Raw genomic sequence first — 13,146 nt, 5'->3', positions numbered from 1 at the left:
GGCGTCTCAGAACGGCAGCAGGATATCCACGATCTGCTGGCCGTAGCGGGGCTGCTGCACGTCGGTGATCTGGCCGCGGCCGCCATAGGCGATCCGGGCCTGGGCGATCTTGGTCGAGTCGATGGTGTTGTCGGATTCGATGTCCTCCGGCCGCACCACGCCGGCCACCACCATCTCGCGAACCTCGAAGTTGACGCGGATCTCCTGCTTGCCCTCGACCACGAGGTTGCCGTTGGGCAGGACCTGGGTGACCACCGCGGCGACGTTCGTCGTCACGGTCTCGGCGCGCTGGACCGAGCCGGCGCCATCGTTGGAGGTGGCCGAGGTGGCGGCGAGCAGCGCGGTGCCGCCGACGCCGAAGGACTTGCCGACGGCGTTGTTCTCCAGCCCCAAGGCGTTCGGCAACCCGAAGCTCTCGGCGCTGGCCCGGGATCGCTTGGTCTCATTGCTGATGTTGGCCTGGTCGGTGACGTTGACCTTCACGGTCAGGAGGTCGCCGAGCCGCGCGGCTCGCTGGTCCTTGAAGAATGCCCGGGAGCCGGTGCGCCAGAGCGAGTTCGGCGCGTACGAGACCGGCTGCACGTCGGGCATCGGCATCCGCACCGGCTTATAGCCGGGCTGGGTCGTCGGATCCTCGATCGCCGACAGGGCCGGGGTGGCGCCGACCTGCGACAGCCGGTCGGCGGTGTTGCAGGCGCCGAGGCCGGCGACCAGCATGGCGGCGAGCGGGGTCAGGACAGTGCGGCGGGCCATCGGGAGAACTCGTTGACGCATTAAGGAGGGCGATCAGCGCAGGGACGCGGTCGCCTGGACTTGCGGGGCGGTGGCGCCCTGCTGGGCGACGGGGCCGGGACCGACGGAGACCCGGCCCGGCCCGATCACGGTCGCCTGGAGGACCTTCTTCGAGGTGACGTTCACGACGTTGACGACGGCGCCCAGGCGGCCGCCCTCGTTGGCGAGGCCGCGCATCGACAGGCTGACGCTCGGCGTCTCGTACACGATGGTGACGCTCTCGCCCCGAGCCACGAGTTCCGGCGGGGCCGTGTCGGAGATCCTGAGAATCGTGCCGGCCGCAAGCGCGTGCTGCGCGACCTCGCCCACAGCCGCCGAGGCGCCGGCCTGCGCGTCGCCGGCCACGGCCTCGCGCGGGCGGCGCTCGGTGACGAGGTCGCTCTCCTTTACCGGCTCGCCCCGATTGAGCGCCCGGGTCAGCACCGCCACCTCGCGCAGCTCGATCACCACGCCCGAGACCCGCAGCGAGGCCTGCCGCTCGCCGAGGCTGACGAGGCCGGACACCCTGTGGGAGCGCGGATCGTAGGTCATGTCGAGGGCGGCGGCCTGCCCGTTCAGGTCCACCGGCGCCAGGAGCGTCGGGCCATCGCCGTCGAAGCGGACCGCCACGCTGCGCGGGTCGAGACCGTAGCCCGATTCCAGGCCGCGCTTCAGGGCCGCCTCGATGTCCGGCGGACCGAGGCGCCGGGCGGCGCGCTGCACGGCGATCTGCATCCGGCCGCCGGTCTCCAGGCCCTGGATCCCAAGGGCGGTCGCGGCCTCGACGATGCGGCGGGTCTGGATCGTTCCGGTGGCGCCGAGCGCGGGGGCACGGAACAACGGGCGTCCGGCCAGGGCTTCCGGGGCGCTTTCGACGAGGTCGGCCAGCGTCAGGACATCGCCCCGCGCGGTCACGTCGCCGCGCAGCCGCGGCTCGGATTTCGGCGGGGCCACCTGCTGCACGCCCGTCTCCGCCATGGCGGGGATCGCCAGGGCGCCGAGGGCCGCGAAGGTCAGGAAGGCGAGCGCCGCGCGCAGCAGCACCGCGGCCCCGAGGGGCGACACCCGCGGGCGGGTGCGGGGGACGATCGGGCTGAGGTCGCTCTCGTCCACCGCCGTGCTGACGAGGGGCAGGTCGGAGAGTGCGGAATCGGGGAGCATGCCGGCATACATGGGCGGAGACCTGAAGCGAGGGCGCGACGCGCGGTCAGCTGCGGAACATCTGCGAGGTGGTGGAGAGCATCTGGTCGGCGGCGGTGACGACCTTCGAGTTCATCTCGTAGGCGCGCTGCGCGGCGATCAGCGACGAGATCTCCGTGACGGCGTTGACGTTCGCCTCTTCCAGGTAGCTCTGCTGGAGGTTGCCGAAGCCTTCCGCCCCCGGCAGGCCGCTGATCGCCGGCCCCGAGGCCGCGGTCTCGACGAACAGGTTGTCGCCGATCGACTCGAGGCCGACCTTGTTGACGAAGCGCGAGAGCTGGAACTGGCCGAGCGCCTGCGGTGCCGTCTGCCCGGGCAGCGTCGCCTGGACGGCGCCCGTGGCGCTGATCGTCACCGAGGTCGCCGTCTGCGGCACGGTGATCGCCGGATCGAGGAGGTATCCGTCGCGGGTGACGAGCTGTCCGGTGGCCGAGAGGTCGAAGGAGCCGTCCCGGGAATAGGCGGTGCGGCCGTCCGGCATCGTCACGCGGAAGAAGCCCTCGCCGCGGATCGCGACGTCGTAATCCTTCTCGGTGGAGCTCAGGGTGCCCTGCGACATGACCCGGGCCGTGGAGGTGGTCTTCACGCCCGAGCCCAGGGCCAGGCCGGCGGGGAGCTGGGTGTTCTGCTCGGAGGTCGAGGAGCCGGCCCGGCGCAGGTTCTGGTAGAGCAGATCCTGAAAGTGCACCTGCTGGCGCTTGTAGCCGGTGGTGCGCAGGTTCGCGATGTTGTTCGAGATGACCTGGACGTTCAGTTCCTGGGCCGCCATCCCGGTGGCGGCAGAATAGAGGGCGCGCATCGAAAGGGCCCCCCTTACGCGACGTCGGCGAGGCGGCGGATCGCCGTGCCCCGCAGGTCGTCGAGGCGGGTGATCATGCTCGACACCATGGCGTAGGAGCGGTTCACGTCCATCAGCCGGGTCATCTCGATCACCGGCCGGACGTTCGAGCGCTCCAGCGCACCCGATTCCAGCCGGCCGTCGATCCCGGCCGGTCGCGCGGGATCCGGCGAGGCGTAGAGGTTGCCGCCCTCGTTGGTGAGCCGCTGCGGATTGGCGAAGGTGACGAGCTTGATCTTGCCGCGGATGCCGAGGTTGGTCGACACGGTGCCGTCCGATCCGATCGTCAGCCCGGTCTCCTGCGGGTTGATGGTGATCGGCCCGCCGTCGCCGGCGACCTTGTAGCCGTCGCTCGTGACCAGCGCGCCCGTCTGGTCGATCTCGAAGGCGCCGTTGCGGGTGTAGCGCTCGCCCTGCGGCGACTGGACCGCGATGAACGCCGAGCCCTTGATGGCGACGTTGAGCGGGTTGCCGGTCTGCTCGATCGGCCCCTGTCCCAGGTCGAGGCTCGTGCCCTGGTCGATCACGTAGGAGAGGCGCCGGTCGGGCCGGGCGAAGCTATCCGCGCTCGCCACCGGCATCAGGTATTCCTGGAAGCGGGTGTTCCGGGCCTTGAAGCCCGTGGTCGAGACGTTGGCCATGTTGTTGGAGATCACGTCCAGCTCGCGCTGGAGTGCCATCTGGCTCGATACGCCGACGAAGAGGGCATTCTGCATCGTGGACTCTGGAACTGGCGCGCCGCGGTGGCGGCGACGATCCATTCAGCATCCGCTGTGCCAACGGCTGCGGCGCCGATTTCCCGTTTGATTTTAGGGATTTGGTTGAGGGGTCGGAGACTCCGTCGCGAGGCCGGGGCTGCGCCGCGGCAAACCTGACTCGGCAGGAATTGCCCGCTTAACGGCGCGTTAACCGTGATGCTTCGATATCCGAGGGTAACCGGCGCGCGGACGTCCGCGAGAGAGCATTATTTCCCATGGCCAAGAAGCCCAAAAAGGCCGCCGAGGACGGCGAGGCCGGCGCGGACGCGGCTCCGAAGGGCAAGAAGAAGCTCATGATCATCGTGGCCGCCGCGGTCCTGGTGGTCGGCGGCGCGGGCGCGTTCCTGATGATGGGCCACGGCGGCGGGCACGGCGACGGCAAGGAGGCTGCGCAGAGCGGGGGGCATGGCGGCGGCCACGGGGGCGGCCACGGCGACGACGCTGTCGGCCCGGACGGCAAGAAGCCGGTGGTGTTCGTCGACCTGCGCGAGATGCTTCTGAACCTCAGCCCCGACATGCCGCAGGACAAGGCCAAGTACGCCAAGCTGCGCATCACCCTGGAACTCAAGGACGCCAAGGCGGAGGAAGAGGTGAAGCCCGTGATGCCGCGGGTCGAGGATGCGCTCCAGGTCTACATGCGCGAGCTGCGTCCGAGCGACCTCGCCGGCTCGGTCGGCCTCTACCGGCTGCGCGAGGAGCTGCTGCGCCGCGTCAACGTCGCCGTCTACCCAGCCAAGGTGGAGGCGGTGCTGTTCAAGGACGTGATCGTCCAGTGAACCGGCCGAAGGCCCGCAGTGCGCTCACCGCCGACGGTGATGCCGGTTCGGCGAAAGAGCGCGCGTCGCACCAACGGCTGGAAGCCGGTCACGGCTCCAGCGTCGCTCCGAACCCGGCATTGAACGAGCGCTCCTGATGGAACCCGAGGACGAACTTCCCGAGGACGACTGGTCGGCGGCCCTCCTGGAGCAGGGTGCCGAGGGCGGGGACACGTCGCTCGCCGAGGAATGGGGCGCGGCGCTCGCCGAGCAGGGCACCACGCGCAACGCCGGAGACGTCGCCGCCGAATGGGCGACGATGATCGAGGACGGGGAGAGCGACAACCTCCCCGAACTCGCCGGCAACGACCGGGTGCTGAACCAGGACGAGATCGACGGCGTCCTCGGCTTCTCCATGCGCGAGCTCTCGGCCTCGGGGGCCGGGGGCGTTCAGGCCATCGTCGATTCGGGCGTCGTCCAGTACGAACGCCTGCCGATGCTGGAGATCGTCTTCGACCGGATGATCCGGTTGCTGTCGACCTCCCTGCGCAACCTGTTCCAGGACAACGTCGAGGTGACGCTGGACAACATCACGTCGGTGCGCTTCGGCGACTACCTCAACGCGATCCCGCTGCCGACCCTGCTGGGCGTGTTCCGCGCCGAGCAATGGGAGAATTCGGGCCTCGTCACGGTCGATTCGAATCTAGCCTACGCGACCTTCGACCTGCTGCTCGGCGGCAAGCGCGGCGGTTCCTCCAGCCGTCTCGACGGCCGGCCGTTCACGGCGATCGAGATGACGCTGGTACGCCGCCTCGTGGAGATCGTGCTCGGCGACCTGGAGATGTCGTTCCAGCCGCTCTCGCCCGTGAGCTTCGGCATCGACCGGATCGAGACCAACCCGCGCTTCGCCACCATCACGCGGCCCGGCAACGCCGCGATCCTGATCAGCCTGCGCCTGGATGTCGACGGGCGCGGCGGCATGCTGCAGATCCTGTTCCCCTACGCGACCATCGAGCCGATCCGGGAGCTGCTGACCCAGAGCTTCATGGGCGAGAAGCTCGGCCGCGACCATGTCTGGGAGGGCCACCTCGCCACCGAGATCTGGCAGGCCGACGTGGCCATGGAGGCCGTGCTGCACGAGATGATGCTGCCGCTCAAGCAGGTGATGCGCCTCAAGGTCGGCGACACCCTGATGTTCGACGCCAAGCCGTCCGACCTGATCGCCGTGCGCTGCGGCGACTGGGCCTTGACCCAGGGGCGGATCGGCCAGGTCGACGGCAACATCGCCGTGCAGGTCACGCGGCCTTTGCGCCGCTCGCGCACGACGTTCCAGGCCTACGAGGCCTCGATGAACAACCGTTCGGACAGCTAGGGCATGACGCGGAAACCGGTGCTCCGGACTCATCATGCGATCCGAACGAACGACAGCTTGATGAGGGCCGGATCATGAGTCTCTTCGTCACGCTCGCCGCCGACATCCTGGTCGCGGTCCTCCTGGCGGTCACGATCGTCAGCTCCCTGCGCCTGTCGCGGCGGATCAGCCAGCTCAAGGGCGACGAGGCGGCCCTGCGCCAGACCATCGGCGACCTGATGGTGGCCACCGGCACGGCCGAGCGCGCCATCGCGGGCCTGCGCGCGGCGATCGACGACGGCGACCGCACCCTCACCACGCGCATCGAGGCCGCCAGCGCTCGCTCCGCCGAGCTGGCCGCCCAGGTCGCGGCCGGGGAGACCGTTGTGGCGCGCATCGGCGCGATCGTGGCGCAGATGCGCGCCACGCCGGTCCGGGCGGAGCCGCCGGCCCCGCGGCCGGTGCCCGAGCCCGAGGCGCCCGTCGCGCCGCGGGCCGAGCCCGTCAGCCCGAACGGCGAGCGCCTCGGCGCCGCCGCGGCCGCGGCCCTGGCCATGAGCGAGCGCGCCCTCGCCCGCGTCCGGGCCCGGGCCGCGTGACCGGCGTCCCGGCCCCTAAGCTCCCGCCGGCGCCGCAGCCCACCCCGAAGGCGCCGCGCCGCGCCGGCACGGCCCTGCGCCGCTCGCGCCTGAAGCCGGTGCGGCCGATGCGGCTGCGCCTGATCGATGCCGTGGCGATCGCCGCGGGCGGCCTGCTCCTGCTCAAGCTGCTCACCCTGGCGCAGGTGGGCCTGCCGGGCACGGGAACGCTGCCCGAATACGGCCGGGCGGTGGCCCGGGCCCGCACCGGCTACGAGCCCCCCGATCCCGTCACCACGGGCTCGGTCGGCGCCAAGGAGGAGCCGCCGCCTGCGCCCGATAAGTCGCCCGAGATGCCGCGGCCGGAGGCTGCCAAGGCGCAGCCGGGCTCGCCCACCGAGCGCGCGCTCCTGGAGAAGCTCGGCGCCCGGCGTGACGCGCTGCGCCAGAAGAGCGACGAACTGGAACTGCGCGAGAAGATGCTCAACGAGGCCGAGCGCAAGCTCGAGACCGGGCTGGGCGACCTCAAGCAGGCGGAGGACAAGGTCGATTCCGCCGCCAAGGCCCGCGAGGAGGCCGAAAAGCAGGGGCTCAAGAACATCGTCACGATGTACGAGACCATGAAGCCCAAGGACGCCGCCCGGGTCTTCGACCGGCTCGGGCAGGACGTGCTCGTACCCATCGTGCTGGCCATGAACCCGCGCAAGATGGCCGAGGTGCTCTCGGCGATGCAGCCCGAGACCGCCGAGCGCCTGACCGTGACGCTCGCCAACCGCGCCCGCGGCACCGCGGGCGCGCAGGCCCAGGCCGGGGCGGCCCTGCCGGCGAACGAGCTGCCGGCGATCGATCCGGGGCCGATGGCACGCTAGGGGCTGAAACCGGTCGGCCCGGCTGTCGGGGCGCCTTTCCGGATGAAGGCGGCACTTCTCACACGGTTGCCGGTCACGCAAATATGTTGCGTGGTTCGAGCGCATGAGACTTGAGCCTCAAGGGCAGCATTTTTCTGACGTGTCGGCCGGATCCAGGTCCACCCGGTCGGCTCAGTCCGGTCGCCGCCCAAGCTCAGCGACCACCTCGCTCAGGCTCGGCCGCCCTGCGGGGTCCGCCTGTGTGCAGGCGTCCGCCAGCGCCCGCAAACCGTCCGGCGCCCCCTCGCAGCGGTCGAGCAGCTCGCTGAGCAGGATGCCGACGGCCCGCACCTCGATCCGCGCCAGCGCCGCGCCGGCCGATCCGGCCGGGAGCGCCGAAGCGGCGCCGAAATCGCTCAGCACGGCTGCGCCGGTGCCCGCATCCCATAGCGTGTTGTGGGCGTAGACGTCCCCGTGGAGCAGACCGCGCCCGTGCAGGTGAGCCACGGCCTCCGCCACCGAGCGCGCGATCCGCAGGCCCTGACCCGGGTCGAGCCGTAGGGCCGGGTCGTAGACGTCGCGGCTGCAGCTCGCCGGGCTCGGCGGGCCGGCGAGCACGCGCCAATGCGACGGCAGCAGCCGGAGCAGCAGCCCCTGCGCGCCCTCGGGGTGGCCGTCGAGCCGGCCCAGCGCGCCGGTGAGCGCCCGATGCGTGCCGGCGGCGAGGCAGGCCTCCATCTCCCGCTCGGGCAGGCCGTCGCTGGTCATCGCGCCCTTGAACAGCTTGAGCGCCACGGCCCGGCCGCCGCCGGGCCCGCGCCACAGGGCCTGATGGACCCGGCCCGAGGCCCCCTCCCCGAGCAGGTCGCCGACCTCCAGGTCCGTCCACGGTACGCGGGTCGCCCCGGCAGGCTCCGGCGCCGGCTCGGCGGGATTGCCCGCGTAGGACATCCAGGCGAGGCGCGGCAGGCGCGCGAGCCAGGGCGGAAGCGCGTCGAGGCGGTTGCAGGACAGGCGGATCAGTTCGAGGTTCCGCGCCTCCGCGAGGCTGTCGGGCAGCTGCGCGATCCGGTTGCCCGCCAGCATGAGCTTCTGCAGCAGCGGGCGCTCGCCGATGGCGGCGGGCAGGTGCTCGATCCGGTTGTCGGTCAGCGTCAGCCAGCGCAGGTCGCGCGGCAGCGAGTCCGCCCTGACCTCCCGGATGCCGCAGCCCCGGAAGCCGAGCTGGCTGAGGGTCGGGCAATCCCCGAGGACCGGCGGCAGGCGCGGGAAGGGATGGCCGGAGCCGAACAGCACCCGCAGCCGCCGCAGGCGGCCGAGATCGTCCGGCAGGTCTGTCAGGCCGCCCCGGCCGAGGTCCAGCACCTCCAGCGTGTCGGCGAGGTCGAAAACCTCGCGGGGGAAGGCGGCGAGCCCGTCGGGCAGGCGCAGTTCGCGCGCGCCCGCGCGATCGCCGCGCCGCAGGGCGGCGAGGGTTTCGGTCCGGTCCAAGCCGTCAGCTCCGCTTGAAGAACGCGTCGGCCGCGCCCTGCGCCGCCTGCTTGGCCGCACGCGCCGCCTCGATCCGGGCGATCTCTTCGCGCAGGAGCGCGATGCGCGCGTCGAGATCGGAGAGCGAGAGCGTGTCGAGGGGCTGCCCGATCTCGTGAGCGACGGCCTTGCGCGGCCGGTCGTCGTCGTCTCGCACGTCTTCCTCCTCCCTACAGGAACTCTCGTCCGGCGCCGTCCCAGGCCAGGCCGAGATGGGCCGCCAGGGTGGCGCCGATATCCGCGAAGCTTTCCCGCCGGCCGATCGCTCGGGGCGCCACGCCCGGGCCGAAGGCCAGGACCGGCACCTGCTCCCGGGTGTGGTCGGTTCCCGCCCAGGTCGGATCGTTGCCGTGATCGGCAGTGATCACCGCGAGGTCGCCGGGCCTGAGGGCCGCCAGAATCTCCGGCACATGGGCGTCGAACGCTTCCAGCTCCGCGGCGTAGCCCGGCACGTCCCGGCGGTGGCCGTGCTCCGTGTCGAAATCCACGAGGTTGACGAAGACGAGGCCGCCGTCGGGCAGGGCCTTCAAGGCCTCCAGGGCCGCCAGGAGGCAGTCCGCGTTGGCGCCCGGCTTGATCTCCCGGCCGGTGGCGCGATGGGCGAAGATGTCGCCGATCTTGCCGACGCTCACGAGGCTGCGGCCAGCCGCCTCCGCGCGGTCGAGCAGCGTGCGCCCGGGGGGCTCGACCGCGAAATCCTTGCGGTTGCCGGTGCGGCGGAAGCCCGCCTCCGCCGTGCCTACGAACGGCCGGGCGATGACCCTGCAGACCCGGTAGGGGTCGCACAGGCGGCGCGCGACGCGGCACAGCGCGTAGAGCCGCTCGAGACCGAATGCCTCCTCGTGGGCGGCGATCTGGAACACGCTGTCGGCCGAGGTGTAGCAGATCGGCTTGCCGGTACGGACGTGCTCGGCACCGAGTGCGTCGACGATGGCCACGCCCGGCGCGTGGCGGTCCCCCAGGATGCCGGGCAGGCCGCCCTGCGCGATCAGAGCCTGCGTGAGGACGTCCGGGAAGGTCGGCTGCGTGTCGGGGAAGTGCCCCCAGGGCTGCGGAAGCGCCAGCCCGGCGATCTCCCAGTGGCCCGACGGCGTGTCCTTGCCGGCGGCCGTCTCCACGGCATGGCCGTAGGCGCCGCTGGGCGACCCCTCGGGGGCGAGGTTCGGGGGGATCCGGCCGGAAGCCCCCGCGGCGGCCAGTCCGAGCCCGAGGGCGGCGAGATGGGGCAGGCGCAGCGGGCCGGCCCGCAGCCCCGCCCGGTCGCCGCGCCCGGACGCGCAAGCCTCGGCGATGTGCCCGAGCGTGTCGGCACCCACGTCGCCGTAGGCGTCGGCATCCGGTGCGCCGCCGATGCCGACGGAATCGAGGACGATGAGGAGCGCGCGCGCCACGGTCAGGCCGGCTCCAGCTCGCTGGGGGCGTCGCTGTCGAGGGCGAAGGCGGCCTTGAACAGGGCGCGGGTATAGGGGTTCTGCGGGTCCGCGAAGATCGTCTCGGCGGGGCCCTCCTCGACCACCCTGCCGTTCTGCATCACCACCACGTAGTTCGCCAGCGCCCGGACCACCTTCAGGTCGTGGCTGATGAACAGGTAAGCGAGGCCCCGCTCGCGCTGGAGGTCGCGCAGCAGCGTCACGATCTGCGCCTGCACCGAGCGGTCCAGCGCCGAGGTCGGCTCGTCGAGCACGACGAAGCGGGGGTTGAGCACCATGGCCCGGGCGATGGCGATGCGCTGGCGCTGGCCGCCGGAGAACTCGTGCGGGTAGCGGTCCATGGCGGCCGGGTCGAGACCGACATCCGTGAGCGCCTTGGACACCACGGCGCTGCGCTCCGCCCGTGAGCGCACGGCGCCCTGGACCACCAGACCCTCGGCCACGATGTCGGCCACCGACATGCGCGGCGAGAGCGAGCCGTAGGGGTCCTGGAAGACCACCTGCATGTCCCGGCGGAGCGGCCGCATCTGCGCCACGCCGAAGCCGTCGATGGCCTTGCCGAGGAACACGATCGGGCCCTCCGACCCGGTCAGCCGCAGCAGGGCGAGGCCGAGCGTGGTTTTGCCGGAGCCGGATTCGCCCACGACCCCCACGGTCTCGCCGGCGCGGACCTTCAGCGAGACCCCGTCCACCGCCTTGACGTGGCCGGTGACGCGCCGCAGCAGGCCCGTCTTCAGCGGGAACCAGACCTTGAGCGGGCCGGCTTCGAGCAGGGGCGCCGCGTCAGCCGGGACCGGGTTGGCGCGGCCCTTCGGCTCCGACGCGATGAGTCGACGGGTGTACTCGTGCTGTGGATCTGCGAACACCGCCCCGGTCTCGCCCGTCTCCACGATCTTGCCCCGCAGCATCACGCAGACCCGATCGGCGATACGCTCGACGATGCCGAGATCGTGGGTGATGAACAGCATCGCCATGCCGAGCCGCTTCTGCAGGTCGGCCAGCAGCGCCAGGATCTGCGCCTGCACGGTGACGTCGAGCGCGGTCGTCGGCTCGTCGGCGACAAGCAGGTCCGGCTCGCAGGCGAGTGCCATGGCGATCATCACCCGCTGCCGCTGGCCGCCGGACAATTCGTGCGGATAGGCGCCCATGCGACGCTCGGCGTCGCGCAGGCCGACCAGCTCCAGCAGCTCCAGGATCCTCTTGCGGGCGGCCTTGCCCGACAGGCCGCGGTGCAGGCCCAGAACCTCGCCGATCTGCCGCTCGATCGTGTGGAGCGGGTTGAGCGAGGTCATCGGCTCCTGGAACACCATGGTGATGTCGGCGCCGCGCACGTCGCGCATCGCCCGCTCCGGCAGGCTGGCGAGGTCGCGGCCCTTGAACAGGATCCGCCCGCTCTGGCGCGCCGCTCCGTCGAGCAGCCGCAGGATCGCCAGCGCGGTGACGGACTTGCCGGAACCCGACTCGCCCACCAGCGCCACGGTCTCGCCCCGGCCGATGGTGAAGGCGATCCCGTCGACGGCGGCGGTATCGCCCTCTCGGGAGCGGAAGGCGACGGACAGGCCCTCGACGGACAGGAGCGGCTGGGTTTCGGCCTCTGACATGGGGCCCTTATAGCGCGCCCGGGCCGGGACCCTAGTCTATCGTGCGCCGGAGGGGCGATCGTGCGGGTTGGGCCGCCGGGGAGATCGAGATGCCGGAATTCGCCGAAGCTATCGCTGCGCAAATCTGGAGTGTCTTCGAAGGATCGCCCCGGTCCCTCGCGCAACTGCGCGTCATCGGGGCGGGCGCCCTGCCGTCGGCGTTCCGGGTCTCGGACCTCGCCGCCGGCACGGTGGCGGCCGCCGCTCTGGCGCTCGCGGAGGTTGCAGGCGTCGACGGACCGGTCAAGGTTGACCGGCGGCTCGCCTCCTTCTGGTTCGCGACCGCGCTCCGGCCGGAGGGCTGGCGCGTGCCGGCCCCGTGGGATCCGGTCGCCGGGGATTACCGGGCCCGGGACGGCTGGATCCGGCTGCACACCAACGCCCCGCACCACCGGGCGGCGGCCGAGCGGGTGCTGGGCTCGCAGGCGGATCGGGCCGGCATGGGGCGGGCGGTGGCGGGGTGGGCCAAGGCGGAGCTGGAAGCCGCGATCCTGGCGGAGGGCGGCTGCGCGGCCGAGATGCGCGGGCTCGACGATTGGGCGGCGCATCCGCAGGGCCGCGCTGTGGCGGCCGAGCCGCTGGTGGCGTTCGAGCCCGCCGCCGACCGGACGGCCTCGCGCTGGCGGCCCCTTCCAGGGCGCCCTCTGGAGGGCCTGCGGGTGCTCGACCTGACCCGGGTGCTCGCCGGCCCCGTGGCGACCCGGTTCCTCGCCGGCTTCGGGGCGGACGTGCTGCGGATCGATCCGCCGGACTGGGACGAGCCCGCCCTCGTGCCGGAGGTGACGCTGGGCAAGACCTGCGCCCGGCTCGACCTGCGCCGGGATGCCGACCGGGCGACCTTCGAGGGTCTGCTCGCGGGCGCCGACGTGTTCGTCCACGGCTACCGGCCCGGCGCGCTCGACGGGCTCGGCTATGGGGCGCAGGCCCGGCGGGCGCTGGCGCCGGGCCTCGTCGACGTGTCCCTCGATGCCTATGGCTGGACCGGCCCTTGGGCGGGCCGGCGCGGCTTCGATAGCCTGGTTCAGATGAGCTGCGGGATCGCCCGGGCCGGGCAGCTCTGGCGCGGGGCCGACAGGCCGGTGCCGCTCCCGGTCCAAGCCCTCGACCACGCCACCGGCTACCTCATGGCGGCGGCGGTGCTCCGTCTCCTCGCACGGCGACTGGCGGACGGCACCGGCGGCGCGGCGCGGCTGTCCCTGGCCCGGACGGCGGCGCTCCTGGCCGCGGCGGGGCCGTCGGCTGCGGAGGAGGAGCCCGCGCCCGAGGGGCCCGAGGATCTCGCCCGGGAGGTCGAGGCGACGTCCTGGGGGCCGGCGCGGCGCCTACGGCCGCCGGTCGCGGTGGCCGGCGTCGCGATGCGCTGGGGGCGGGCGGCGCGCCTGCTCGGGGACGACGCCCCGGCCTGGGCGGTGGAACGGGCGGATTGATCCGCATCGGGAGCCCGCTA

13 protein-coding genes are annotated in these 13,146 nt (G+C 72.3%); 5 read left to right on the top strand and 8 right to left on the bottom strand.

All coding sequences use genetic code 11. From position 1 onward, the window contains the following. Positions 1–6 precede the first annotated feature (6 nt). Genes flgH through flgF form a run of 4 tightly spaced genes read right to left on the bottom strand, consistent with a single transcriptional unit; the run spans position 7 to position 3,525 of the window. Positions 7–753 carry a flagellar basal body L-ring protein FlgH gene (flgH, locus tag Q8W67_RS11090; protein WP_305545179.1) on the bottom strand — a complete coding sequence of 249 codons (747 nt, stop codon included), beginning with the start codon at positions 751–753 and terminating at the stop codon, positions 7–9. Between the two features lie 33 nt (positions 754–786). Further along, the gene (flgA, locus tag Q8W67_RS11085; RefSeq protein WP_305545177.1) at positions 787–1,932 is read right to left on the bottom strand and encodes a flagellar basal body P-ring formation chaperone FlgA; all 1,146 of its coding nucleotides are present in this window, start codon (positions 1,930–1,932) and stop codon (positions 787–789) included. Between the two features lie 46 nt (positions 1,933–1,978). Further along, positions 1,979–2,770, bottom strand: coding sequence for a flagellar basal-body rod protein FlgG (gene flgG, locus Q8W67_RS11080; RefSeq protein ID WP_305545175.1), 792 nt, complete (start codon positions 2,768–2,770; stop codon positions 1,979–1,981). 14 nt (positions 2,771–2,784) lie between these two features. After that, positions 2,785–3,525: a flagellar basal-body rod protein FlgF gene (flgF, locus tag Q8W67_RS11075; RefSeq protein ID WP_305545173.1), complete on the bottom strand. Its 741-nt coding sequence runs from the start codon at positions 3,523–3,525 to the stop codon at positions 2,785–2,787. Between the two features lie 257 nt (positions 3,526–3,782). Between flgF and fliL the strand changes: the two genes are divergently transcribed. From fliL to Q8W67_RS11055, 4 genes are all read left to right on the top strand, one after another. Next, a complete protein-coding gene (fliL, locus tag Q8W67_RS11070; RefSeq protein ID WP_305545170.1) occupies positions 3,783–4,343 on the top strand; it encodes a flagellar basal body-associated protein FliL in 561 nt (186 codons plus the stop codon). Positions 4,344–4,476: 133 nt separating this feature from the next. Beyond that, the gene (gene fliM, locus Q8W67_RS11065; RefSeq protein ID WP_305545506.1) at positions 4,477–5,694 is read left to right on the top strand and encodes a flagellar motor switch protein FliM; all 1,218 of its coding nucleotides are present in this window, start codon (positions 4,477–4,479) and stop codon (positions 5,692–5,694) included. 74 nt (positions 5,695–5,768) lie between these two features. Then, positions 5,769–6,272, top strand: coding sequence for a DUF6468 domain-containing protein (locus Q8W67_RS11060; RefSeq protein ID WP_305545168.1), 504 nt, complete (start codon positions 5,769–5,771; stop codon positions 6,270–6,272). After that, complete coding sequence (locus tag Q8W67_RS11055) at positions 6,269–7,120, top strand: MotE family protein (protein ID WP_305545165.1); 852 nt, start codon at positions 6,269–6,271, stop codon at positions 7,118–7,120. Before Q8W67_RS11060 ends, Q8W67_RS11055 begins: the two co-directional genes overlap by 4 nt. A 171-nt stretch (positions 7,121–7,291) precedes the next feature. Here Q8W67_RS11055 and Q8W67_RS11050 read toward each other — a convergent pair whose 3' ends face one another. The 4 genes from Q8W67_RS11050 to Q8W67_RS11035 are packed head-to-tail and all read right to left on the bottom strand — an operon-like array spanning position 7,292 to position 11,660. Further along, the gene (locus Q8W67_RS11050; protein ID WP_305545163.1) at positions 7,292–8,590 is read right to left on the bottom strand and encodes a leucine-rich repeat-containing protein kinase family protein; all 1,299 of its coding nucleotides are present in this window, start codon (positions 8,588–8,590) and stop codon (positions 7,292–7,294) included. Positions 8,591–8,594: 4 nt separating this feature from the next. Further along, entirely contained in the window at positions 8,595–8,786 is a 192-nt protein-coding gene (locus tag Q8W67_RS11045) for a DUF1192 domain-containing protein (RefSeq protein ID WP_305545161.1), read from the bottom strand. Positions 8,787–8,799: 13 nt separating this feature from the next. Continuing rightward, positions 8,800–10,020, bottom strand: a complete 1,221-nt coding sequence (locus Q8W67_RS11040; RefSeq protein WP_305545159.1) for a phosphopentomutase — start codon at positions 10,018–10,020, stop codon at positions 8,800–8,802. Between the two features lie 2 nt (positions 10,021–10,022). Next, positions 10,023–11,660, bottom strand: a complete 1,638-nt coding sequence (locus Q8W67_RS11035) for an ABC transporter ATP-binding protein (protein ID WP_305545157.1) — start codon at positions 11,658–11,660, stop codon at positions 10,023–10,025. 89 nt (positions 11,661–11,749) lie between these two features. On the opposite strand from Q8W67_RS11035, the gene Q8W67_RS11030 reads away from it, so the two are divergent. Beyond that, on the top strand, positions 11,750–13,126 hold the full coding sequence (locus tag Q8W67_RS11030; protein WP_305545154.1) for a CoA transferase: 1,377 nt from the start codon (positions 11,750–11,752) through the stop codon (positions 13,124–13,126). Positions 13,127–13,146: the final 20 nt, after the last annotated feature.

Source organism: Methylobacterium sp. NEAU K (assembly GCF_030700285.1).
Taxonomy (GTDB): Bacteria; Pseudomonadota; Alphaproteobacteria; order Rhizobiales; family Beijerinckiaceae; genus Methylobacterium.
This window is presented reverse-complemented; position numbering and strand designations above follow the sequence as displayed.

Bases quoted from the DNA above. Each gene is read 5' to 3' on its own strand.
- flgH (WP_305545179.1), bottom strand. From the start codon at position 753: ATGGCCCGCCGCACTGTCCTGACCCCGCTCGCCGCCATGCTGGTCGCC.
- flgA (WP_305545177.1), bottom strand. From the start codon at position 1,932: ATGCTCCCCGATTCCGCACTCTCCGACCTGCCCCTCGTCAGCACGGCG.
- flgG (WP_305545175.1), bottom strand. From the start codon at position 2,770: ATGCGCGCCCTCTATTCTGCCGCCACCGGGATGGCGGCCCAGGAACTG.
- flgF (WP_305545173.1), bottom strand. From the start codon at position 3,525: ATGCAGAATGCCCTCTTCGTCGGCGTATCGAGCCAGATGGCACTCCAG.
- fliL (WP_305545170.1), top strand. From the start codon at position 3,783: ATGGCCAAGAAGCCCAAAAAGGCCGCCGAGGACGGCGAGGCCGGCGCG.
- Q8W67_RS11060 (WP_305545168.1), top strand. From the start codon at position 5,769: ATGAGTCTCTTCGTCACGCTCGCCGCCGACATCCTGGTCGCGGTCCTC.
- Q8W67_RS11035 (WP_305545157.1), bottom strand. From the start codon at position 11,660: ATGTCAGAGGCCGAAACCCAGCCGCTCCTGTCCGTCGAGGGCCTGTCC.
- Q8W67_RS11030 (WP_305545154.1), top strand. From the start codon at position 11,750: ATGCCGGAATTCGCCGAAGCTATCGCTGCGCAAATCTGGAGTGTCTTC.